This is a genomic window from Citrobacter sp. RHBSTW-00881 (assembly GCF_013728515.1).
GTDB classification, from domain to species: Bacteria; Pseudomonadota; Gammaproteobacteria; order Enterobacterales; family Enterobacteriaceae; genus Citrobacter; species Citrobacter braakii.
Genome location: NZ_CP056270.1, coordinates 220,446 through 244,487, shown reverse-complemented (window position 1 = coordinate 244,487; position 24,042 = coordinate 220,446). Strand labels below are relative to the sequence as shown.

Annotated in this window: 24 protein-coding genes; 1 reads left to right on the top strand and 23 read right to left on the bottom strand. The window is 44.1% G+C overall.

The genetic code is table 11. From position 1 onward, the window contains the following. Window positions 1-257: 257 nt before the first annotated feature. The 20 genes from HV311_RS26375 to HV311_RS26280 form a co-directional block, all read right to left on the bottom strand. Window positions 258-3,776 (bottom strand): conjugal transfer protein TraG N-terminal domain-containing protein, encoded by a 3,519-nt coding sequence (locus HV311_RS26375; protein ID WP_007372249.1) that lies wholly within the window; start codon window positions 3,774-3,776, stop codon window positions 258-260. Window positions 3,777-3,790: 14 nt separating this feature from the next. Beyond that, entirely contained in the window at window positions 3,791-5,233 is a 1,443-nt protein-coding gene (locus tag HV311_RS26370; protein WP_009653894.1) for a conjugal transfer protein TraH, read from the bottom strand. Next, complete coding sequence (gene traF / locus HV311_RS26365; RefSeq protein ID WP_007372246.1) at window positions 5,230-6,330, bottom strand: conjugal transfer protein TraF; 1,101 nt, start codon at window positions 6,328-6,330, stop codon at window positions 5,230-5,232. The genes HV311_RS26370 and traF overlap by 4 nt, the downstream gene beginning before the upstream one ends. Next, window positions 6,308-6,646, bottom strand: a complete 339-nt coding sequence (locus HV311_RS26360; RefSeq protein WP_024196083.1) for a hypothetical protein — start codon at window positions 6,644-6,646, stop codon at window positions 6,308-6,310. Before HV311_RS26360 ends, traF begins: the two co-directional genes overlap by 23 nt. 216 nt (window positions 6,647-6,862) lie before the next feature. Continuing rightward, entirely contained in the window at window positions 6,863-7,384 is a 522-nt protein-coding gene (locus HV311_RS26355; RefSeq protein WP_007372245.1) for a hypothetical protein, read from the bottom strand. Between the two features lie 21 nt (window positions 7,385-7,405). Then, on the bottom strand, window positions 7,406-7,795 hold the full coding sequence (locus HV311_RS26350; protein ID WP_016241575.1) for a hypothetical protein: 390 nt from the start codon (window positions 7,793-7,795) through the stop codon (window positions 7,406-7,408). Between the two features lie 24 nt (window positions 7,796-7,819). Next, on the bottom strand, window positions 7,820-8,080 hold the full coding sequence (locus HV311_RS26345; RefSeq protein WP_016241576.1) for a hypothetical protein: 261 nt from the start codon (window positions 8,078-8,080) through the stop codon (window positions 7,820-7,822). 27 nt (window positions 8,081-8,107) lie between these two features. Further along, the gene (locus HV311_RS26340; protein ID WP_007372244.1) at window positions 8,108-8,329 is read right to left on the bottom strand and encodes a hypothetical protein; all 222 of its coding nucleotides are present in this window, start codon (window positions 8,327-8,329) and stop codon (window positions 8,108-8,110) included. Between the two features lie 33 nt (window positions 8,330-8,362). Then, window positions 8,363-8,590 (bottom strand): hypothetical protein, encoded by a 228-nt coding sequence (locus tag HV311_RS26335; protein ID WP_016241577.1) that lies wholly within the window; start codon window positions 8,588-8,590, stop codon window positions 8,363-8,365. A 10-nt stretch (window positions 8,591-8,600) separates the two neighbouring features. Beyond that, window positions 8,601-8,909 carry a hypothetical protein gene (locus tag HV311_RS26330; protein ID WP_016241578.1) on the bottom strand — a complete coding sequence of 103 codons (309 nt, stop codon included), beginning with the start codon at window positions 8,907-8,909 and terminating at the stop codon, window positions 8,601-8,603. A gap of 55 nt (window positions 8,910-8,964) precedes the next feature. Continuing rightward, on the bottom strand, window positions 8,965-9,465 hold the full coding sequence (locus HV311_RS26325) for a hypothetical protein (protein WP_016241579.1): 501 nt from the start codon (window positions 9,463-9,465) through the stop codon (window positions 8,965-8,967). Window positions 9,466-9,528: 63 nt separating this feature from the next. After that, the gene (locus HV311_RS26320) at window positions 9,529-11,442 is read right to left on the bottom strand and encodes a VWA domain-containing protein (protein WP_181219949.1); all 1,914 of its coding nucleotides are present in this window, start codon (window positions 11,440-11,442) and stop codon (window positions 9,529-9,531) included. A 64-nt stretch (window positions 11,443-11,506) separates the two neighbouring features. Beyond that, a complete protein-coding gene (locus HV311_RS26315; RefSeq protein ID WP_016241580.1) occupies window positions 11,507-12,862 on the bottom strand; it encodes a DUF3150 domain-containing protein in 1,356 nt (451 codons plus the stop codon). 59 nt (window positions 12,863-12,921) lie between these two features. Continuing rightward, window positions 12,922-14,001, bottom strand: a complete 1,080-nt coding sequence (locus tag HV311_RS26310) for an AAA family ATPase (protein WP_007372241.1) — start codon at window positions 13,999-14,001, stop codon at window positions 12,922-12,924. Window positions 14,002-14,060: 59 nt separating this feature from the next. Then, window positions 14,061-14,438 (bottom strand): hypothetical protein, encoded by a 378-nt coding sequence (locus HV311_RS26305; RefSeq protein ID WP_007372240.1) that lies wholly within the window; start codon window positions 14,436-14,438, stop codon window positions 14,061-14,063. Between the two features lie 371 nt (window positions 14,439-14,809). Next, complete coding sequence (locus tag HV311_RS26300) at window positions 14,810-15,919, bottom strand: lambda-exonuclease family protein (RefSeq protein WP_007372239.1); 1,110 nt, start codon at window positions 15,917-15,919, stop codon at window positions 14,810-14,812. A gap of 57 nt (window positions 15,920-15,976) precedes the next feature. Next, window positions 15,977-17,533 carry a recombinase RecT gene (locus tag HV311_RS26295; protein ID WP_007372238.1) on the bottom strand — a complete coding sequence of 519 codons (1,557 nt, stop codon included), beginning with the start codon at window positions 17,531-17,533 and terminating at the stop codon, window positions 15,977-15,979. A gap of 75 nt (window positions 17,534-17,608) precedes the next feature. Beyond that, entirely contained in the window at window positions 17,609-18,373 is a 765-nt protein-coding gene (locus HV311_RS26290) for a single-stranded DNA-binding protein (RefSeq protein WP_016241581.1), read from the bottom strand. Between the two features lie 366 nt (window positions 18,374-18,739). After that, window positions 18,740-19,240: a hypothetical protein gene (locus HV311_RS26285; RefSeq protein ID WP_016241582.1), complete on the bottom strand. Its 501-nt coding sequence runs from the start codon at window positions 19,238-19,240 to the stop codon at window positions 18,740-18,742. Between the two features lie 62 nt (window positions 19,241-19,302). Beyond that, on the bottom strand, window positions 19,303-19,914 hold the full coding sequence (locus tag HV311_RS26280; protein ID WP_009653893.1) for a hypothetical protein: 612 nt from the start codon (window positions 19,912-19,914) through the stop codon (window positions 19,303-19,305). A gap of 437 nt (window positions 19,915-20,351) precedes the next feature. Here HV311_RS26280 and HV311_RS26275 point away from each other — a divergent pair, with 437 nt between their 5' ends. After that, the gene (locus HV311_RS26275) at window positions 20,352-21,098 is read left to right on the top strand and encodes an AcaB family transcriptional regulator (RefSeq protein ID WP_009653890.1); all 747 of its coding nucleotides are present in this window, start codon (window positions 20,352-20,354) and stop codon (window positions 21,096-21,098) included. Between the two features lie 48 nt (window positions 21,099-21,146). Here the strand turns inward: HV311_RS26275 and HV311_RS26270 are convergent, their stop codons facing one another. Genes HV311_RS26270 through lepB form a run of 3 tightly spaced genes read right to left on the bottom strand, consistent with a single transcriptional unit; the run spans window position 21,147 to window position 24,042 of the window. Beyond that, window positions 21,147-22,214, bottom strand: a complete 1,068-nt coding sequence (locus tag HV311_RS26270; protein WP_007372234.1) for a TraU family protein — start codon at window positions 22,212-22,214, stop codon at window positions 21,147-21,149. After that, a complete protein-coding gene (locus HV311_RS26265; protein ID WP_016241583.1) occupies window positions 22,211-23,524 on the bottom strand; it encodes a TrbC family F-type conjugative pilus assembly protein in 1,314 nt (437 codons plus the stop codon). Before HV311_RS26265 ends, HV311_RS26270 begins: the two co-directional genes overlap by 4 nt. Further along, complete coding sequence (gene lepB / locus HV311_RS26260) at window positions 23,518-24,042, bottom strand: signal peptidase I (RefSeq protein WP_007372232.1); 525 nt, start codon at window positions 24,040-24,042, stop codon at window positions 23,518-23,520. Before lepB ends, HV311_RS26265 begins: the two co-directional genes overlap by 7 nt.

The window sequence follows — 24,042 nt, the reverse complement described above, 5'->3', positions numbered from 1 at the left end:
TTGAATATTACCGACTGGAGGTACTTATGGACATGTTTGGTATTACTGGCCTTATCCCATTATCGGGGCCAAGCGATTCAGATTATGGTGGTGGAAATGGTAAGAGGGGACGTGGAAAAAATGGCAGAACGTTCAAGAGCAAATGTGAGCGTATGTGGGAGTTTTATATTCTGCTCTATTCTTTACTGAGCCTTCCTGTCGTATACATGTTCGTGACCACATAAGAGCCCTGCAAGATTGCAGGGCTTTATTGCGAATCACTTACTCGATGAAATTATCATGTCGTCATTTCCACCACTATGACCTCCATTGTTCTCTTTATTACGTGGATGCACAGGTACATACTCCTGATGCGACTGGGTTGCACGTGCAGGTGGCGGATCACTGAACATTGTACCTCCGTTATTTGAATCACTATGACCACCAGCGCCTTGGGTATTAATGTTTGTTGTCTCAGACCCACCATAGTTTGAGTTCTGGTTTAAACCATTATGACCTTCAGCACCTTGGGCATTAACGGTCATTGTCTCAGCCTCGCCGTATCCCTGGTTGTGGGTTCCCATCGCGTAAGGGACGCCATCACCCACAGCAGAACCTCCATTTGATGCCTGATGCATCCCTCCAAGGTTGTTGGCCATGCCACCGGTGTTGTATTCGTGGGTTTGGCGATCGGTATTCAGTGCAGTAGTAGCCTGTTGAATAATGGAGCCATCATTGGCTGAACGGTCTAAACCGGCATTATCAATACGGGCTGCAATACCACGGGCAAGAGCAGTATTTCCGCCCATAACCGTTCCATTGTCATTTTCACCACCCGTCGCGAGTTGAATACGTGCCATCATGTCACTGCGGGCCTGGGAAAGTTGTTGCTCAGACGCTCCAGCTTTAGTCATGGCGTAGTAGTTCACAATAGAATCTCGCGCCGCTTCGCGGTTTGCATCTCCACCAAGCGGAATTTCCCCAGCGATGGTTCTGGCCTGATCATGTACCTGTTCATATACCGGGCTTTCTTTGAACGCATTACTGACATGAGAAACGAGTTTATTAAAATCGCCAGTAATACCGCCAAGATTATAGTGGTTGTTTTCGAAATCATTTGCGGCGGTGTTACCCGCTTTCGTCATGACTTCACCCTCATTTCCCTTGTGAATTTGCTCAACTGCACCGCTATTCTGTCCCCCGACAGTATTAACCTGGCCTTGCCCATAACCATCAGACGATGACGCATGTGCTTCACCAAGCGCTCCGTAAGATCGGCCTGTTACTGCATTAACGGAGTTGCCAACGTCCGCTGCACCAGCAACTGCGCGGCCACCAGCGCTTTCAGCTCCACCACTCACGCCACGGTATTGCTCAGATGCAGTTGTCGTCAGTACTGGGCTGGAATCAGCGTTAATGAACCCGGCTTTGGCAGCTACTGCACCGGCAACACCAAGTTCACTGGCTGCTTTGAATTGAGCAAAGGTATGCGCGTCTTCGTGAGTCATACCTAAAGAGGTCAGGCTCGCTGCATCACCGGCGATTTTGCTGGACAGTTCCGGGTGCGCCGCGAGGGTTTGAGTCAATGTTGCTTGTGCATCATGATTACGACCAATGGCTGTAGCAAGTTGCGCAGCATTCATTGTCTGGCCCATTGAGGTACTTGAAACGAAGGAGTTTGCTTCCTGGAAGTTCTTTTGTGCGGACTGCATTCTTTGATTTGCCTCAGCAAAAGAACGAGTCGATTGAGAACTCTCACCTTCTTGCGATAAGGACTGGTACATCGCACTTGCTGCGGTATTGACGATGCGTGACTGGGTCGCACTGTCTATTTTGTGCGACGAGGCGCTGTCTGTAGAACCGTACTTAGCACTGTTGTCATTACTCAGGCCACTGCTTTCTGCCTCTGAACGTGACATTCCACCTTTAACACCAACACCAGCACTTGAACTTCCCGCACCGCCACCGACACTCACATCACCTTTGGCGATAGAGACAAGCGCCTGCATATCAGAAATACCTTGTTCTTTAGCCACAGAACTGACAAGGGCACGATCTGAGCTGCTCAGGCTGGCAAATGCTGCATTGGAAGCGTCACTATAAACTTGCGAATGTCCACCAGAATTCATGTTACTGGCCACCTGGCTAATCATTGCTCCAGATTGGGCAGTCAAGGAACTGGATGCTGAATCTAGTTCTTGCTTAGCGCTGGACAGGTTGTGAGTAGCGACCTTTTTCATGTCAATGGCAGGGAGAGTGCCAGAAGACCCACCCATGATAGTTCCTTGTGTTGGGTTAAATTCAACATCGGAACCACGACTGTTTATCGCAGGAGCGTTGGTGACATCAGGTGCGAGAGTTTTAGTATCGGCAGCTGAAGGTGCTGCTGCTGAGCTTGCAAGAGAGTTAAAGGCAACAGAACTGCCCCAGACAATGAATCCACCCAGGGCCGGGATCATCGCGTATAAATTACCAGCAAGACCTATACTTTTTTGAGTCTCAAACAGGAGCTGATAAAGCTGAGCAAAGCTAAGTCCGCCAGAACCCGAACTGACAAGAATTTGGCTTGACGTATCACGGATACTGTTTAACACATACATGTTGACGACCGCTGCGAGGGGAAGCCAAGTCCATGTCCAGATGATAACGAGGAAGTACTTCATCACCAGTCGCAAACCCATAATACCCAGACCGAAAAGGAAGGCCATAAATGGTGCGAGTGCGTATATTATTCCCTGGAAAATCGGCATAAATGAACCCATCCAGCTCAAGAATGATGAACCAGAAGAAGACCATTGGAATGCCTGTTGAGTCATGGTTTGGGCGCGAGTTACAGCAGCAGTACCACGAAATGAGCTTTCGAGTCCGTACATTGGCAGTTCCCTGAAATGAGGGTACATGACCAACATCAATTGGAAATCACGAATATCAGTGCCACTTATGTTGAAGAAATTCAGTACTTCCTGGGCTTTTCCTGAACCTGAGCATGGCGCACCACCGCAAGTGCGCCCGGATGCGGTATAAGAGCTGGCAAAAGCTGAGTCCAGGCTAGAAGCGTTCTGGGTAGCGAGTCCTTTAAGTTTCGTGTACGCGTCAGAACAGGTATAAAGTGAGCCCCCATTTGAAGATTCTTCAGTACTGGTAGACCAGCCGCTACGTACATTGTCGTAAATAACAACCCGCTGGAAGGAATCGTTCGAGGCTAGCCCTGATACACCTTGATTAGAGCGATACATTGAAGCAAAGGTTTTAGACCCACGAATAATATCGTTGCCTACGCAGTTCTTCACATAGTTTGAAACGCTTGCGTCCAGATCACCGTAAGCACCAGTTTGACCCGTCCAGCGCATTGGCGTTTTCAATGTGTCGTATAAAGTGGCCAGAGTGAAAAGGGGATCCAGAGACCCATACTCAGTCATGCTTGGGACAGAAAATGCCTGCTCCATCTTCTCGGTAGTTGCATACCCAACAGTAGACAGTACAGATGCGGCAACGGCTAATCCCGCTGGTACATTATCAACAGCACGAAACTTACCCGTTGTAACATCTTCAATGTTGGTGCGCATCGATACACTGAAAAACAGGTAATACATCACGACGGCCACACACATATGAGAAAGGGATAATGATTTCCCGGCTGATATAGCAGCAGCAAGCACGACACAAATTACACCAATGAGTGCTGAAATCCTAAACAAGGATCCGTAAGTTCCATCATTCAATAACATGGCAACGGAATTGAATATATTATAAATAAATTCAATGTTGCCAACAGTATATACGTTCCATTCACTCATATTAAGTTACCTTGTTAGAGCGAGCCATCAAGAGAACCTTCAGATTCATAATGAACCTGCGGAAGCGTTGTCATATAGTTGCTGAATGATTCAGGTATACGGGCCTCGCCACCATAACGGGATATCATGGCGTTATAGGAGACATACAGATTTTGCCTTGCCTTTTCGATTAGCTCTCCAGCATCCTTATAATAAACTGACGCCGATTTATCATTTTCCTGCTGGAGCCGTGCGCCGGTCGCAGCAGCCGTAAGCATTTCGCTGAGGTAGTTATAAGCAGCTGAATAGGCTATGACAGGAGATAGTTCACGTATATAGGAATAAGATGCGGCTAAATCATGACGTGCAATTTGAGTCGCTTTACTGGTAGCACCAGCTACGTTGTAGTAGTTTGCTTGCCGTAATTTAGCATCCCCAGGGTTTGAACCAGTTCTGGCCGAGCTCAAATATCCGTTATCGATAAAGAAGAGTGTGATATTGGCAGCGAGACCTTTAATTATTTTGGTCTGTTTTTTGGGATTCTCACAAGTACTAGTCTGACCTGAACAAGACCAGAAATCGAAACTATCATCACCATTTATAAAAGAATCCAGGACATTTGAAGTTGCGAGTGGAGCAATCCTAACCACACTCTTTTTAGCTGACCCATCTTTATCTGTACCCAACTGGCTACCGACGATGATGGTGCCGGTCATAGACATAATAAGTTCTTTTTGCTCATCTTCGGAGCCGATGAATTGATTACTAAAGCTACCATTCTGGAGCAAACACCACACAATGTTACCGTAATCGTCACATGCCTTTCTTTTCCCTGCCTCTTGTTTTTGTACGTCGGGTGCTTTACCACCACCCATATTGCCCCACATGGCTTTAAATTGGTCTGAGAGGCCATCAGAGGACAGCTGAGAAGATACAGCAGCCTTTGCACTGTCACCAAATGCAGAGGCAGTGTCGACTAACAACCCCTTCGCTAACTGACACGAATTTGCGGTCAGATCGTTCATCTGCTGGATGATTGCCTGCATTTTCGAAATAGCATTATCCAGAACGGCATCCATAGCGTTCAGGGCCAACTGGAAAGCTAGACCGGCAGCATTAGAAGCAATATTACGTAGCATCTGGACGAACTGATCAGCGTTGATGAACGAGAATGACCCGCCGAAAAGGTCTATCCCTCCACATCCTCCCGACGCAGAAGGGAGACTAATACTAATAGGTGTCAATGTACGGAGCTTATTACGTAGAACAAATCCGCCACCGGTATATCCATCACGTGTAACGCTCTGATAATCACCGGGAGCTGTAACATTCGACATAGAGCCGAACATACTGTCTAGCTGAGTACTAATGCTGGTGGCCTCGCATTGAAAAGCTGTCAACCCGGAGAGGCAGATAGAAATTGCAAGAATGTTTCTACGGAATACATTCTTTATATTATAGTTGCGCGAAATCTTCATTTTTCCCCCGGGTTATTAGCATTTGGGTTAGGTGTCGAACCGTAGCCAGCTTTAGCTTGTATATATTTGATAAACTCATCAGGTTGTTGAGTTAGGTCTTTAGGCATGTCATTCAGAATGTTTGAGTCGATATAGCCGGTATCGTTATATGGCAAGGTGCTCTTATATTGCTGGTCAGAAATGATCCCTGCATCGTGGGCAATAAGGACTGTTCTTGAAATTAACTGGTCTGCACTGATAGGCCCAAATGAGACAATGCGTGTTGTAGATGGCGGGATTGCCAGAGCTATCGCAGGTGCGTTTGATATTTGGAGCTTTGATGCCTGGCCAGAATCAGGCCTCCAGTCCGGGTAAATATTCCCTGGAAGAGGTTTACCATCAAGTGAAATTGGGATGACCTTCATGTCTGTCATGAAACTAAACGTATTCATAACAGAAGCTTGCTTTACGCATATGGAGCAGTTTTCCCCACGGAAGAAGAAAAACAATCCTGCTTTTGTCGCTACGTCTTTTATGACCGTTCTCGAATTGTTTTCAGCTTCATTCGATTGATCCATTGCCCCAAATGTTGAGGTTGAGCGGCGGCTATTCTCATCTATGAGGGGGTCGGTAGAAGTAACCAACCTAGCCATATCAGTAAAGCGGCTGGCTTTATCCAGCATAATGCGTTGGGCCAGAAAATATGCCCTAACGTTTTCTTGGGTAGGATTGTCGATGGCCTGGTTGCGTAGTTTCTGAATGTTTTCATTAAACCAGGCTACGGTGAACGGAGCCGGGCCGGGCTTTTCAGTTGCGGCAGGTTCTGGAGTCGACTCCATAGGTGTTTGAGCAACCTGTTTAGGCGTTTCTTGAGGCGGTAAAGTCGGCGGAGGAGGTAACTTCACTGGCTTTTTCTTCACTGGCTCAGGTGGCGATTTACGCCAGAACCAACCTTCCTCTTTTCCATTCAGAAATGCCTGACCACCAGCGAGGTCGTCACTGGTGGTCTGAGGGGATTGAGACGTTGGGGTGTTACCCTCATCCGCAAGAACTGAGGTAGAAAAAGCAAATCCCACTAGCAGGGGAATAATGATTTTAGTTAAAAATTGATATTTCATCGGAATTACCCTCGGAAATTATTCTTGCGATAGACTCCGTCCAGAAAAAGCTATTTTTTCCACTAAAGACCCTTGCACTTTCAAGTTGGCGAGTTAATGCATAATGCCTATATCTGACCTGTCCTATACGTTTGGCTACACTATCCGACTTAACACCAATTTCGGAGCAAGCCTCATCGAGAGTCATGCGTGTTCCATATTTACGCAACAGCTCATCAGTAACTATGTTCTTAGGGTCGTCGTTAACTAATACCGCAGGGATTTTGTGTGCTGGCATAAGCATTGCCCTGTTATGAGAACATTTAAGTGTCTTCATAAAACTCCCTTATCAGAAATACGGACGGCATTACGATTAGTTTGCCATATGGGTTAAAATAACAAGTTCAAAAATGGCAACGTTTTGACTGTAAAAATCAAAAGTAATTTTCATGTGCATCCGTTTTGTTTACATGATTTGAAATCAGCAAATACAAAAAAACCCAGTCCGAAGACTGGGTTTTTCTGTGTTAGCTAATTAAAAGAATTAGATGCTTTAAAGACCAAAGTTATCTTTAAAATGGCCTTGGTTCTTCCAGGATGAATTCTCCATCACACAGCATTCAAATACTGTATTCAGGCCGTCATCTGGAAATTTAAGGGCATCGTTGCCTATACGAATGATGTTACCGATGAGTTCACGGGCTAACTGAGAATTACGCAAGAAACGCGTAAAGAACTCATTGCTGATATGTTTGCCCAGGTTATAAGCAAATTCAAGCAACGTTGCATCGTTAGCAGTCAGCACCGCACCAGATTCAGATGCGTAATAAAAAACATTCTCTTGGCAACCGAGGTTTTTCATTGCGCGGAGAAACAACATTTCTCCTTCCATATCCATAAGGCGAAAAATTATATCAATATCAGATTCATCGTTTACGACAGCACCGACAGCATCATAAAGTACGGCAGCGGGAGCTTGTTCAAACTCATCACGTTCGTAATTCATCAACATACGGTTTTGTGCGTTATTAAAGCTATCAATATGATCTGATTTAGCAGTAGTTGAAGTATACATGAGTGACTCCTTAGAAATTTTCTACCAGACAGTTTGTTCTTTCATGAAGTCAGCCTCATTCGCTATAAAGCGTTTTGCTTCATTCATCGCCGCATCGAAATGTTTATTACCCAACTTACGTCCTAGATCAGTTATCTGTTCAACAAGAAGAGCACATTCAGGGTGAGTAAATCGTCCACCACCTTGGCAGTAAGTTAAACGAGTAACCAGCATTAATGCCTTCGACTCATTTTGTGTTACATGAAAGATGGTTTTCTGAGTTCCTATCCCTCGTTCGTTCAGAATATTAATGGTATCCATATCGGCGAGTAGTAACCTTAAGTCCTGCAAATCTCTATCGATTGAATGAGGTCGCAATGACATATCGCCAGACACAAAACCATAGATATCCTCGGTTTCAGAATGAAACATATATACCTCGATAAATTAAATGAATTAGAAGATACCCGGCTTACACCGCAATAGAGCATTAAATATCTGCTCACGAGCCTCAGAAGGATTTACTTGTTTTGCAATTCCTTCAATCCACTCATCAACCGGCAATCGGGTAAAATGATGGTCTGTATTGCGAATCCTGATTGCAATGACAGCCCAGTGAGCGAGAGCATACTGAATATAATGCTTATCGCCTTGTGCAACTTCACCGCGTATTCTGGCGGTGCGGTTGTTATACTCTATCAACGCGCAGCCACTCATACAGACTCCAGTTATTAATCTATATAGTTAAAAGACAATTCCATCATCAATCGCCGTCAGGCTTTCGATCTTTGAAATGTCGATGAAGTTAAATCGTCGTACATTGTTTGCAGTAATAATCCGACCGTCATTAAGCTGAATGATCTCACTTTCTTTATCAGAACGTGATGGCCATGAAGCGATAACAGAGTCTTCAGTAATTACATAATGCCGACTATTTGATATAAACAAAATGCATGGGATATCCATTAAATGAGACTCCAGACATTCAGTCTTTAAAGATTAAAATTCTGTAGTACCAATCCATACATCATTAATATATGCATCGGCCCCAAACTCAACACCACAAGGCTGTACTTTATCCAGGGTTTCGAACGTCCATCCTTCTTCAGGAGGCCATTGGAAAAGCAATGGCGCTCCATCCAAATATTTTATGGCGAGAACCCCATGACGAAGAGGTGCGAGGATATCTGTTTCACCGGGTCTCACTTTAACCCAATAATGAATCATGATGTCACCTTTATTGATTTACCCGAGGAATGAATTGGGTTTGGGTGGTTATATCAGACATGAGTTCATAAATCTTGTATGGCCACCAATTTGAATCCATATCACGGAAGAAATGAACCTCAGTGATATCGGGACACATCGGATGCCATAGGTTAAAAACCATAAGTTCAGATGCCTCAACCTCAATGAACTGATTGATTGAGGTTTTCCTGAACTCATTCGTGGAAATAAACCCTATTAGATCCTCCAATTGATTAAGCAATAAACCCGCTTGTAGCAGTTCAGAGGAACTATCGAAGTCATGTTTTAAAATATTCATGTTAGTCTCCAGCGTGGCACGAAAAAAACGCTGACCGAAGTCAGCGTTTGTATTATTACAGAGGTTTATTCTTAAGCGGCTTCGCAGCCTCTTTAGGATAAGTGTGATAAAACGCTTTTCTGTATTTTTCGTATCCAATACGTTGGGATGCAACATGTTCCATATTAGTGGGAGCAGTAAAGTGATGACACGCAATCAGTCTTGCTTGTTTTGCCAATTCACTTGACCACTCGTGCAGGATTTCCATCCGGGTTTCGAATGGATCAAGACCCGCTATTTTGCAGCAACTCGTAAATGAACATAAGTCTTCCTGATTTTCTTCCGAACAAATCCAGAGGATTTCATCCACACGCTGCTCACCAGTACTACGGTATGCAGTCATGATATATATACTATCCCGAATTATTTCGTAAGCCATCTTTGATGAAAAACGAAGTTCATAATTATGTTCTGAATCGGCTGATATCAGATCATATTCACTTTCAGTGGCATCGAAAATACTCATGAATGAGAGTTGATTTTCGTGAACCACTTTAGATTTTGCGGTTGCAGACATAATGATCACCTTTAAAATAAATTAAATTAATTTAGAAAGCTAAAACGGAAATTAAAATACAGATTAAGACATGAGAGCTTTACGGGTTACTTCAAAGAGTTTGCTACGTAAGGCAGAAACAGAACCGACAGAAACACCGGTATCACCAAAAAGACTTTTCATCATGCGGTCACTGGCATCACCGAAACCGATGCCAATAACGATGATGTCATCATCTTTAGCGCTTTGTATCATCGCTCGCGCAGAAGCCATATCATCAGGCTGGCCATCAGTTGCTATAACCAATACATGGCGATCCGCTTTAGCTGACGTCAGGTCTGCAAGTGCAGGCCATAACGATTCGCAAAGAGGAGTACAGCCTTGCGTACCAATACCAAACTGATGAGTTCCTATAGCTGTCCGTAAAGTTTGCTCCCGTCCTTTTAACAGACCTACGCTATTATGTGCGGCGTGTGGGAAATGGTATGCCGAGGTAGTTACCCCCTGAATACCATCGAGCGCATACAACATTGATACAACAGCGGCTTCAGCCTCTTTAACCGACCGGCTCATTGACCCGCTAGAGTCCAGCAGGATAGTAAAAGCAGAACTGACATCTACTGCCTTGGACTTATGTTTAAAAAGACGCGTATTGCCCAGCATGGCACTGGTAACCAGTCGAGAATCAAGCTTACGACCAGTTTCACGATGTGTTCTTCTCACCGCTCTTACACCCTGTAACAACCCATGAAGTGATTGGCGTAACCCGGTAGCCATCTGCACCCCTAAACTTACGGATGCATTACCGGTATCGTGCCGCTTCGCAGGTGCTACTGAATATGGAGTAGGTGAAACGATACGTTGATGCGGGGGTACTTTGTCTTTGATTAACTGATTGAGCTTATCTGAAGTGTTCTGTCCAGTACGGCCAAGGTCATTCGATGTGGTTCCTTCGAAAGGGTCTTTACCGCCCTGGGACATGTTAACGACAGAAGCTTCACCCGAAGCATTTGAGCCCGGTTGGGAAGCTCCGGCTTTGTTGTCACCAGAGTCGGAAGCAGGAGTATTACGATTAGCTGACGTTGACGATGAGTTATCGTTTTCATCATCGCTATTGTTTTGCCCATGTTCTTTATCTGGTGCGCCACCGGTATTACCATCAGGATCTGAAGAAGGCCCATTCTGACCGGCTGACGATGACGGCGAGCCGCCATTACCGCCTGAACTTACAGTCTGGCCATCCCCATTTTTGTCAGAACTGTCGGATGACTGGCCCGGCTCTGACGAACTGTCATCGCCTTTGCTGTCACCATAATCAGCGCCCTGATTATCATCCTGCGGAGGTTCTTCTTGCTCATTAGTTTCGTTAAATGCATCTACTGCGAGGTCATATAACCGACATGCAACTTCAAACACCTTTTTAATCGAGGTTGCTTGTACTGCTTCAGCCATAACCGTCATAGCTTTGTCGTACAGCTCCAGCCCGAAGATGCGTTCAAAGTCTTCACGCACTTGCTTTGTTGGGATAGTTAAACCGTTGAAGCGGTTCAAACCACAAGTAAGCAGGGTATCCAGAAATACCGATGAAGCTTTATCACAGGATTCCGCTTCTTCACTGAACAAAAAATGATTCAGTGAATTGAGATACTTCAATGTACCTGGATAGCGACAACTCATCGCACGTTCAATGCGCAAATCTTCGCAAAGATTGACCAGGTGTCTAAGTACCTCAACGTTGTATTTATCCGACTCCATATGCTCTTGAATGAATATCTTAAGATCACCAAAATCAGTGAAACGGATATGTGCTGCTTCATGTACGGCATACCCTAATAACGGATTTGCCAACATTTCAGCGTCCTTGAAGAATGGAAGGTTAATAAGAAAACCAGCACCAGTCTCCGTAGCATATGCTTCATTGCCGCCAACAGAAACATTAAGACCAATCTGAGAGCTTAATGCACGTGCGACAATAGGAAGGGAATTATAAATACCCATATATACCTCACAATAAATTTAAATAGATTAATTAGAAAAAAGGCCCGGAGTGGGCCTTTTATTTTTAAAACACCATTATTGTTTCGTCATCATCGAGTGAAGACGAAATTACAATTTCAGGCTCTTTTCCATCAATGACTTTTTCAGAATCCAAACCCGAAATAAGAGCTGAGTCTGGCAGAGAGCGGGGTACAATCGAATCACCGCCCAAAAATGAATCATCATCGACTATAACCGCACTAAACGCCGGTATTACAGCGTCATTAACAATTCCATGCTCCTGGGTATCGGACAAGTCGTTAACGTCAGTATCAGCCGACGTATTAACCGGTTCGATTGCCAAAGACGTATCAGCTGAACCATTGATTTCTACCAGAACAGATGGGGCTTCAGCGAGTGAATCAACGCTTTGCAATCCGATCGGATCTTCTACTACCACAGCAGATGCAAACGCATCTGTATGCGGAGGAGGAAGCGTTTCTACCTGAACCTGAGTTGCCGAAATGGCCGCTAAAGTCATGGCATCATCATCTCCAATAAGGTTCATTGAAAGTGATGGGTCAATCGCATCGTTACCATCTGTAGTACTGGCTGATGACAGCAGTTCTACAAACTGTTTTGCATGAATTGGGTCGCGTAGGTTATTGAGGAGAGAGAGAATGTCGTTATAAGGTTTGCCCGTCACTTTGCCGGTTAGCGGAATGTCTTTCATTACCTGATTAACATAGTCGCTAAGAGACTGGACGCTTGGTGCGATGAAAGCTAGGGAAGCGAGTTTATCGCCGCAGCGGCGTAAAGGATTTAGTGTGTGCTGAGAAAACGCATCGGGGTTCCTGTTTTTAAGGAAACCTTCAACAACATCAGCCACATCCTCATAAACTTCATCCGCTAAACTTTTAACTTGCCCAGTTAAACCATCCTGAATGACACTGTTACCATAAGGTGTGATATGAATCGCAGTAAAGCCAAATTGTATCTGGCTATCCATATAAGACAAATCGATCGCAGCATCACGCAAAAGTATAGAGCGATACTTTTCTTCAAAAGAATTAATCCAGCTATTAAAATCAGCTTTCATAAATTCCTTTTTGTAATCGTAAAACTCGCCCTTAAGTACATTCAGTTTACCAATTAAATCATTAACCTTGTCGGCTGGAATTGCATAGCCTCCCATAAATTTAATACCCGCTTCAAGACATAAAGCGTGAGCTGAATTCTTCTTGCGGGTAAATGGATTGATGAGTTGTGGGTCAATGATTTTCTTGCTACCTAATGAAACAAGTACATCAGGTGGCAAATCAGCACTGTTACCAAGATCTTCTCTTTTCAGCTTACGACGACCACTAATACTGGTGATATCAGAAAGAGAAACGAGAATAAGTTGTTCCAGAACCTGAGTGGCATTGGATTTGATAGTCATGACATACCTCATTAATTTAAAATTGATTTAAAAAGAATTAAAAAACCCCAAGCGGGGTTTTATTTAAGTGCTTCAGAACCGAATACAGCTTCAACGATGAGATGCAAAGATTTTTTATCATCTGCTGATGCACGATTACCAATCTGATAATCGAAAGCTGTTAATAATGCACGTGGCATCTTTGCAGCTTTCATCATTGAGTAGCGGTCAAGCCAGGCCACCAGCGAACGAGTTGAACACGTTACTGATAAACGAGTGTCGGGAAGAACACCGTCCGGGAGTTTTGCACTGTTAGTATTGACACTAGTGTCAATTTCACCGGTGATATTCTTGCCTACAAAAAGACCGCGAATCATATTCGCAACGTCAACAAATTTCTCCGCGACTTTGGTGTCGGGGATATATTTGGTAATCAATTTAGTCTCGGTTTCTTTTGGCATATAGTCAGCAGTGATAAACATATAGCGGTCAAGGTTGGCCACATTTAATGTTTTCACACCGCCATAAACGCCAGTAAAATCGCCCTGACCAATTGAGTTAGCCGTTGCAACAAATCTGAAGTTCGGGTGCTGTTTAATTACCTCGTTGGTTTCAGGAATAACTAAATTCCCTCCTTCGAGGATGGCGTTAAAGGCATTGGCACAGGATGGGTCTAATTGATCGTACTCATCGAGTAGGAAAATCAGTCCATACTTGTACGCCAGCGTCAGTGGGCCATGAACAAAAACAGTCTTGGTATCACCGGTCAGTTCATTACACTGAAGCCGGAGACCGCCAATGAGATTGTTAATATCCAGGTCTTGTGAAGCTGTAGTTTTCATGACAGGCCAGTTAAGTCTTGCTGCTACTTGTTCGACAACACTGGTTTTGCCACAACCTGTTGGGCCAGAGATCCACAGAGACTGATTTTGTGGATAGTTAATCCACATCAGTACAGATGAACGCAAATACGCTTCAAAAACATAGTCGTCATTCTGTTTAGGCACGAATGCACTAAATGGATTGGCTGAGTCAAATCCCTGGAACGGTTTAACTTTATCCATCTGATGATCTGGAACAACAATACCAAATACAGAAGGGTGGACAGGTGTAGAGCGCGCCATGATTTCAACAGACAGGTTTGCGAAATTAGTAGTCATGATATACCTCATTAAATTAGATAGATTTAAAAATTAAAAATTAATTAAGAAGAATGATGTTATGCAGCAATATCAGCACGTACTAAATCGACATGCTTATAATTGCGGCTAACACTGCCACTGTTATCAACACTGGTAACCTTTGGTGCATACGTTACATAAGAAACGATGCCTCTGGCTCTCAATGCAGAGACCAGAACAGGCATAAAATAGGTTTTGGCATAAACAAGTACACCATCAGCCTTATATTTATTACAGAGTGATGTAGCGATTTCAGCAAATTCTTTAGCTTTATCGGTCATAACATCTTCTGAAGGACAGGTATTAAAGGTCAACAGTTCACGTAATGCGTGTGATACTTGCTGATCGACATCAATAACGCCCATTTCCCGTTGTTCTGGGGATGCAAGATATGCAGTCATATTTACAAGAAACATGATCAGACTCCTCATTTAAAAAGATTAGTGAATTAGATGAATTAGGCCTTGCATGAAGGCTGAAGTTAGGTACTAGTTTCAGTTTGGGAGTGACTGAGGCACTTGTTGTTGTCTACGTGACAACAAAACACCTTTTTCGACGGACAAAAAAGCCTGCCGCTTATGAGAGCCGCAGGCTATCGAATTTGTTTAGGCGAAAGAAATCCTTGTGAATACCAGGAGGTATTCAGGAGTGGCTTGAGCGCCGAATTTAGAAGGTGTTTAAAGGCAGTTGCCTGAAGTTAAGCGGACTAAGCCGCTATTTAAAGATAATAAAGGATGTGTAATTGGTCAAGCAAAAAAAAAGCCCAGTTTTAAACTGGGCTCAATAATTAAAAAACAACGTATTGTTGGGCTGAGTCTGTCTCTTCTGCACCAGGAGATACCAGTACGGAAGTGTCATCCAAAGGAATGTAGACAGTATCAGTCAGAGTTGATTTATATTCATAGGTACTTAACGAATTTCGTACCGATGACTGACCGTAACATTCTGGATGATGTTTGGGGTCAATAGATAATTTATCGCAGATTCGTTTGTAGCTCGGTTTTTCCGGTACGCGAGACTGAAGAAAACGAAAGCCAAAGCCATCGATTCTAACCAGCTCGTTATAGGAAAAGCCAATAGAAGCACCTAGACCCTGGATCAATAAATTGACCGCGTTCTGGTATTCTTCGAACTGCTTTTTCTTTAAAGCCAACTCTTTCTCCATCTGCTGCAATGTTCCAACTTGTCTGGCTATGTCTACCACACGAGCTTCGAGGTCGTCTGGAAGCTTAAAGCCTTGTGTCTGAGACATGATTTCAGGGTCAGAGATAAGCAAAATATCTTTTTCCTTATCAAACGGTAGAGCTGTTTTTGTCTGAACCTTATTCCAGAAGTATTCGCAGGCAACCTGGACTCGATAAAACGCTTTCTTCGAAGGCATAATTTTAAAGACCTTGGTCTGGTCAGTGGCCGACCAAAACACAAGATACGCCTGGGGTGCGCCTGTTGTCAGCAGCTGGTGCTGAACTTGCCAGTAGTAATAACGGAATTCTGGCGATTTGGTTTCAAGCTGAAGAATAGAAAGATGTTTGCTCTCGCAAAGATTCTTTATCTCAAGGATTGAACCATCGTCGAACTGCCCATCCAGCGAAGCAATCATGTAAGGATACTTTTTGTTCCTTACACAGAAAGGCAGGGCGATTTGTCCAATCTCTTTTTCGCAGTAACTTCTGGCAAGTGCTTCAAGCTTTTTACCAGCATCAACCTGTTTAATGACAGAAAGGTCTTCTGCCTTAATCAGGCCAGCGTATTGCAAATAGAGTTCGTAGGGCGTTTTAGTTGCACCAGCCTCCTCTAACAGAATAGGGGAGCATGTTGCTGTCACACCAGTTTTACGCCATTCGAGCCATTCCTTTGAGCCCTGCACAACATCAACGACTTCATAAATGTCAGACATAATGATCACCTTAAGATAAATTTAGAAAGTTAAACCGGCAGTTTCCTGCCGGATAAGTTAAGCGGCCAGAAGATCTTCAATAAGACCTTCTACCATTTCTTTTAGAGGGGGAAATGTCACATTGTTGAGAGCGGCATTGAGCCTCACAAAATCAGATGTATTAACAGCCTCAAGATATAACTTGTGTATTTCCATTGATTCGGCTTGGACTTCACCGACCCATTTGGCCGCGTCGGTTTTAAACTCACCCTTACCCATTTTTTCGATGAAGTTAAGTACTTGAGTAAAATCGAAGCTACCTACTGCGTTAGTTAAATGATTTTTGAGAAGTGACCGACGGGATTTTTCTAAAGATAAGCGAGCGAATGCCAGCTCACTTTCATTCAGATCGAAACTGCTTTTTGCATCGTTTAAAATAGTTTCGTATCCAAGCGTCTTTTCTGCCCGGCTTACTAACTTTTTAATTCTGCGTTCAGCCCATTTTCTGACCCCGGGATGCTCAGACATTTCTTCATTGGACTGCCCATTGGTTTCTCCGGGTGGAGGGAGAATATCATCAGCCGAACCATTTACGTCAGCTGGAGGTGTATTTCCCTCAGCCGTATCGTAAACATCGGTTGGTGTATTGCTCTTGATGTCCTGCTGCTCGGTTGAATCAGGTTCTTCAGGGAGCTTATTAAACTCACCTTCAATAACTTTATCATCAGACTTTGCAGTTCGGATTGTAGTATCCGTATTACCAGCCGTCCTGGCTTCTTGTCTAACCTCCATTTCAGCTTCAGCAGCTGCGACGGGTATTGTTGCTGTACGGAAACCTTCACCACCAGCAGTGTTCAGATATTCAATCATTGAACTCAGGCGAGTACGGTTACCAGGAATTAAGTGTATGGTCTGCTTAATAGCTGACTTGAGCACCATCTTCCAAGGGAACTGAGTCCACGGTGAATACTGCCGTTTCTCCACTTTTGCCCAAGATTCGGATTTCGCCCGAGATTGAGCTAAATCCTGAAGGTCAATGAAAAATACCAGATGACGTCCATCCTTCATTAAATAGTCGACATAAGCCCCCCTGAACATGCCTCGATCTCCTAAAGCACCCTGATCGGTGTTTGTGAGAACGAGTCCCCCTTTATAAGCAAAGGGGTCAAATTCGTGGTCTGGGCTGGAACGACGACCATTGGTTTTAAATGAGTCCTTTTCAAAAACTAATTCAGCCACAATGTCTTCGCATAAACCTTCATCGGTGGCCATCCTGCTGAGCCCAATATAGGACACGTCAAGAATGACACGACCATCGCGTGGAACCAGGTAAGCCTGCTTCTGCGCCGGGTCAAGAGTAAGGCCGCTACTTGCAAGCTGAAGGAATGCTGTTTCGAAGGACTTTGGATTATTAACTGCTATGTCAGCCAAGTAGTTATTATTGTTGACAATATGTTTTGCAAAAACGCATTCACGTTCGAATGAGATGTGAGGTGAACTGGAACCTGCGGATGCAAACATCTTTTCGAGCGACAACATATGTCGAGCAATGCTGTCTATCTTAACGACAATATCGGTGTTCCCTTTATTGTTGTTTGAGAATGAACCAGAACTACGTGATTTATTTGAGTACATATATACCTCATTAAATTAAATAAATTATAAGATTAAAAAAGAAGAAGGTTGCTGAGGAATCAGCAACCAGTCATATCAACCGCGAACTGATGAATATGCGTTAGTTAAAGTTACTTGCCCGGAGGAGCTTAATTTTTCATTAAGTTTCATACGAGCTACAATAACGGCTGCTGTCGAATTATCGGCTGGCAGATTTGTCCAGGCTTGCATGTTGACAGGGTGCTTAGAGGTTGCGGCTTGCGGACGTGATGTCTGCACGGCTCTATTCTTAGCATCCAGCTTCGGCGAAGCTTCTGGTATCTTCTCTACTGAATTTTTATTGTTGTCTGGTGATACAGACTCTTTTCCAGGGTGCAGCTGCTTTTGCTCGGCATATACTGTTCTCCATTTTTCAGAAGCAGTTCTTACCTCTTCATCAGACATTTTCTGCCACTTCATATCGTCCTTAAGTTTTTGCGCTACTTGAGGGGATAGCGAAGTGACGGTTGATGTAGATGGTGGCTTTACAGTTTCATTTGCACGGGTATCTATTGATTGACCAGTCTGAATGATTCGAGCCATGAAAACATGAAACTCAGTCCTCATTTGGTCAATACCATGTTTTGTATAACGGAATGATCGAGCTAATGCTTCGATATACAGTTCGGTATTCATTTGAATATTATCGCGTAGAAAATCCGCGACTTTACCAAATGCTTTTATCGAATAGAACTCGGTCTGAGACTTGCCGCTAATGGACATGTCACAGCGCAAACGGAAATAAATATATGAATCTGCATTGTTAGATGCAGGCACATATTTAGGTTCTATCGCAACAATACCCTTTGCTCTGGATTGCATAGTTTATACCTCATAAATTTTTAAATTAAAAAAGTTAAAATGATTTAGTGCTATAGGCACAAAAATTAGAAAGATTTGTGAAGCATCCAGTTAGAGTGCTGGACTCACTGTATCCTCAACAAGAGGAAAAACACCTTTTTCGACGGCGCAGAAAACACGATGCATGATGCACCGTGTGTCGAATTCTATGGGCGTAGGGAAGCCGTGCGAATGAACTTATTCATTCAGGGATGGCGCGTTGCCGAAATAAAGAGTGTTAAAAGAAGTTAAGCGGGATGCCCGCGATATAAGATTATGATACGACGTTTGGTTGGTCAATCCAGAAAAGAAAAAAACCCAGCTTTCGCTGGGTTTTTATAGGGAGGTTTAGCATAACAAGCGTTCCAGACGCTTCCATGTTTGGATTGCCATGTCGGTTGAAGCATCTGATATCTCTTTATAGAGATCAGTATTTCGCCGTTCATAGTAACCTGGAAAGGTGAGCCTATGCAGGCAATCATCTAACTTTGAAAGATCTCCAAAGTCGTGAGCGCCTACATTGATTTTTGCTCTGATTGCCAGTATATCTCCCTCTATTTTCATGAGCTCAATGAGCTCATGCATTTCGAAGAAAATATTAGACTGATAACGACCAGCATGTTCTTCGCATTCGATGCTATCGCATACGTCACATACTTCAGCGTTACAGGAATGATAACCGCAGTGATTACACGTATAAGAGAATCTCTGGTTTATTGCCCCTGCAACACAGTCTTCATAAATCCGATGTCGGCAGTCTTTCCCACAATTTTCACACTCTGCAATCATTGTGTAATCATCCAGTTCCATACCACCCGGCTCAATGCTACTACCATAGACAATTGTCATAATATACCTCATATATTTAAAAGATTAAAAAGTTAAGGCTTATAGCCTGAATTAAGAATATTTTAGCTTTCGGCGAGTACTTGCATAACCCAAATGCCGCGACGTTTTTCGTTAAGGAGAGTACGATACCCTGTAACCTTACCGCTTTCGTCAAACACTTGTGCTTTGTCGGTTCTTACTTCAGACTCTTTCCAGACTGAAACAATATCACCAACTTGTGCTCCACAAGTCTCAACAGCATTTTTGAGCCCAACAGCCCAAATTTCATGGTCTTTCCCACCACTACGTATTGTGACTAAATACGATTTATCGTTATTAGGATCGTGTTTCCAGTTTTCGAGACCGTGGTAAACAAGCTTTCCTTCAAAACGATGGTTTGCATATTTGGCTTTGTCATTATTTGACCCAGCCCGAGAAACACCTTCAACCATGTTTCCATTAGTTGCTTCATTAGATTTTTTCCCAGACTTGGTAAAGAATGAATTATAAATAACGAGTAAAGCAACAACTACACATACAGTCGCGGTAACAAAACCGAGACCAGTGAACAGTAAACCGCGTTCCGTTATAAAAATTGCCAGCCAGATTGGGCCAAGGAATCTGATATATTCGGCACGGTAATACACAGCACCAAAAAATACGATACCTGCCATTAATGAGATTGGGTCAGACATAGATCACCTATAAATTTAGAATGCGAAAATTTAGCTACCTAAAAGGTAAACTAAACGGATGTACACAAAACTGCACATCTGTTGATTCGCTGGAGTTAAAAGGATTAACAATTTTTTTTGTTTGGGATTGAGAACCAAAATACCCGTTTGGGTAAGCAAAGAGACATGTCAGGTTTAACCTAAACACATCAGAGATGCTCGGGCCTGTAGAAGGCGTAGTTAACCCGGGAGGAGGTCATCCGGTGGGCGCTGGTTGAGCGCGAAATTAACTAGGAAGTTGTGCTGATGTCCGTCAGCTCGGTTCTTATTCATTTAAGCATATTGGTTTAATTTTTCAAGTCGGTTTTTCATGGTCATATTGCAGCCATTTTTCAATGACAACTATCCTGAGTTTTGGCCTAATCAATTGGCATACAAATTAACTCCGAGGTTCTGTTATGGCTAAAGCACCGGTACAAACCGTAAAACAAGCTAAAAAGAGTGGGGCTCAGGATAACCGAACCCCTAACTCTCGTGTCGAATATTCCAATCCTGAAGCTGTCGTGAAATTTACTCTTCACACCCAGGAAGGTATTCGGGTACAGTCCCGTAATTTTAACATTATCTCCCAGGCTCTCTTCAATCTGACCAATAACAGCCGAGCCCTTGAACGGCTTGGCACTAAATACAGTGGTGCGATTGAACGTACACTGAAGGCGGTTAACGAAGTAATCGACATGCCTGAGAAAGAACTGGAAAATAACATTGCTATTCTGAACCGTGCGGTAAAAGAAGAAGAAGAACGCAGCAGCCTCAATGAAGTCGGGTATACCCATCCAAAAGAACATGAGGTTCGCATCAGAACGCCGCAAGCGCTGCGGGTTATCCGCATTATTCAGAACTTTGATAAATTGCACCAGATCATCGATACCCTCTGGTTAAATAACTGTTTTAATCAGGATGAGGTCGAGGAGTTTAAGTCTCGTCTTCATAATCTCATTCGTGATCTGGCAGCATCACTCAAACGTCACGCGCAGGCATCTGCTGATGAGCTTAATCAGGCCAATGGCCGGGCCGCTGAAAAAGAATTGGCTGGAAGCACTGAGACAGAACCTACCCAGGTAGACCAGGAAACAAAGGTGTTGCAGGATGCCAGTAATGAAGCGAATGATGATCAGAATGAGGCCATTAAACGGCAGGCTTAATTCAACGAAAAACAGAAATTAAAAACCCTGCATTGCAGGGTTTTTTTATTACATTGTGCGGCAACAATCTACCCACTGGAAAATCATGTAGGTGCTGTCCTGGCCTTTACCGGTTGGATAACGGAAAGGCCCACCTTGCCATTGGTATGGGGACTCACCGACCTCATGACTGTTTTTTGTCTCCGGGGTAGGGTAGAACATATTCAATTTGTACTGTTGCTTTGGCAACGTTGGGTAAATCTTGGAGCGACAAACAGTATCGTTTCCCATCGAACGGTAGGCCAGTCCACGACGATGTTCTGCGGCCAGCATACGGATCCCGACCAGGCTGGTTGTTCTGGGGGCATCCATACTCCGTACCGATCCAGTTAAAGGATACTGCCCACCCCAGGAACCGGCACACCACCAAAGTGAGTCTATTGGCTGTTTACCTGCAAATTGTGCCGCTGCTTCACCGGCGCAAGCCTGCATTGCTATCACGTTAGCCACAGCTGCTGATTCCGGGTTCTGGAAGAATGCCAGCATCGTATTATTCCAGGTCGGGTCAATCTCCGTGAAATTAATGATATCAAAATCGCTGTATGGGTCGGCATTACATTGACCGGGTAGATACATATCCAACATTCTTAATAACGGCATAGCATACATATGTGCGTTGTAGAAACTTATTGAGAAACGCTCCCGCTGTTCCTCGGCTGCTCCATCGGTCTGCGGGCCAAACTGCAAATCATTACCAAGGTCGAGTGTTACCCCTCCTAGGGATGACATGCACCCGGGTGTTCTCGTTAACTCGATGAGCTTTCTCGGTTCCCACATCGCGGTCAATACACCCGGGTGATAGACGTTCAATCCATCCTTACAGGCACATACTGTCCCTGATGCTGCATTGTCAGGTGCAGTACCTGTCATCGACAGATTAATACCGGCAAGCTTTATCGGGAAAATACAGTTCCAGCAAACATCCGTAATGAGTTTCGCTGATAAGACTTGGTTATCATGACAGACCTTGTTCTGTACGGGTGATGAAACGTCAGCCGCAAAAACCGGCATAGTAAAAGCCAGACATGCGAGCACCAGGGTCTTGGGTGATTTCAGAACTGAGAGAATTTTTTTCATTTCAGCTCCTCAAAATCTTTGCGTGAATATTCATCATTAATGAATCGCTTACTGTCGGCTGTCACAACGCTGGGCACGTTTATCAAACCATAATGTTCGGCCATGCCTGGCTGAATCATGTATAGCCTTGCGAAGTCACCGTATTCTTTCTTGGTGTCACGGAAGGTCTGCCAGCCATCACCATACACGTTTGTCGTGACCAGTATTGGCGTGAGGGAGGCTGGTGTATGTTCAAACTGATACCTGGCGAACTGGCGTTGCCATTCTTCACGTGCATCGAAAAAGATTAGCTTGATGGTAAATGGCATCACAGTTAGCGGGTTAAATCGCCCCCGTTTTGCAACGATATCGCCGTTAGGTGAAGTAATGTTTTGAGGGATAATGACCGTCGGATCGATGGTTCTGGTAGCTCGCTTTGTCGCTTCCGGGAATTCCTGGAAAACCTGGCGGGGCCAGTAGTTATCAATGGCCTTTTTCTTCATGCCATCAAAATCGAGTTTAGCGACACTCTCCTGTAGTTCATCAATAAGGTTCTTCTCTACGACCCCAACAGCGGGCCCGGCCACACCAAGGTCGCCGGTCTTGTCTTTCAGGTACGCGATGTCATAGATGCCTGTCACCCTGGCCACCAGCTCACCATCTTTTTCATGGATAATGGTCGGTACAGAACTAACGTTGTAGTTTTTGAATACAGTTGGATCGAGGTTTACGGCCAGAGAAGACTTGGAGTCGAAGGAAAGTTTCTGCCAGTGGGTAAGTTCATCAAGCAGGTTCTTTTTATCTTTTGCCCCCTGGACAACCAGAGCGATATCCGTGCGTCCATCGTATAACTTGAGAATGTCGGTGATTTCAGCATCGCTGAGAGACGCGGAGACGAGAATATAAATAAAATCACCGGCTGGCTTATTTTGTTTCTCGTTAGTCATATCAGACTTTGCTAACGCTCCTCTTACCGCATCATCGACTAGTTCATCTGTATTTTTATACTCGGGCATTTCACCCATCATTTTTCGATTATCTTTAACCGTGTCAGTAGCGCGGTCGGCAGTGGCATTTTGATTATCACGAGCCGCTTTTATGAGACTGTCAATATCTTTCATTTCAGTTGCAGATAATTGACGCTTAGCTTTTTGAATGTCAGTGACTGAGTAGTTATTAGCCGGTCTTGTCGGAATATTATCTAAGTTGGATACCGGTCTTGACGGCAGATCACTTAAATAGATACCAGTGTTTTCGGCCCAGACTGGAGTGAAAACAACAGCGGTTACAAATGCCAATATCGAAAGTCGAAAAGGTGTTTTTTTTACCATAATGGATACGCTCGGCCTATAATTTGTGACTCGTCTAATGATCCCCAGTACCTGGAATCAAAACTGTATCTGGTGCGCCCCATCATCCACAGGCGACCATTCGGTACGACACCACTACGCGTTAGCTCCTGTTCGGTATGGCCAGATTCTGCTGCTAATGCCAGTCCCTCACCGACCATAGAGCCGTTAATTGCAGTCTCTTCGGGATCAACGGAGACTGTGTCTCCCGCAATGCCATCAACAATTTTCAGCCCTTTGCCATATGGTTGCATTAGCTCAGAATGAAAGGCGTAAATTTTCCCTTTGACGATTGATTTGTCCATTTTATCGACGAGATATATTCGGTACGGAGGAAGACATTGGTTATTTTGTGGATCGATACCAATCTCATACCGGTTAAGCACGTATAGCGTCAGCGGTGCGGTTAAGAAAATAACAACGATGCTGAAAACAATATGTTGCCTCCAGCTTCGCTTTTTACGAAATATTAAGCTCCATACTGATTTGGGTGTATTCAT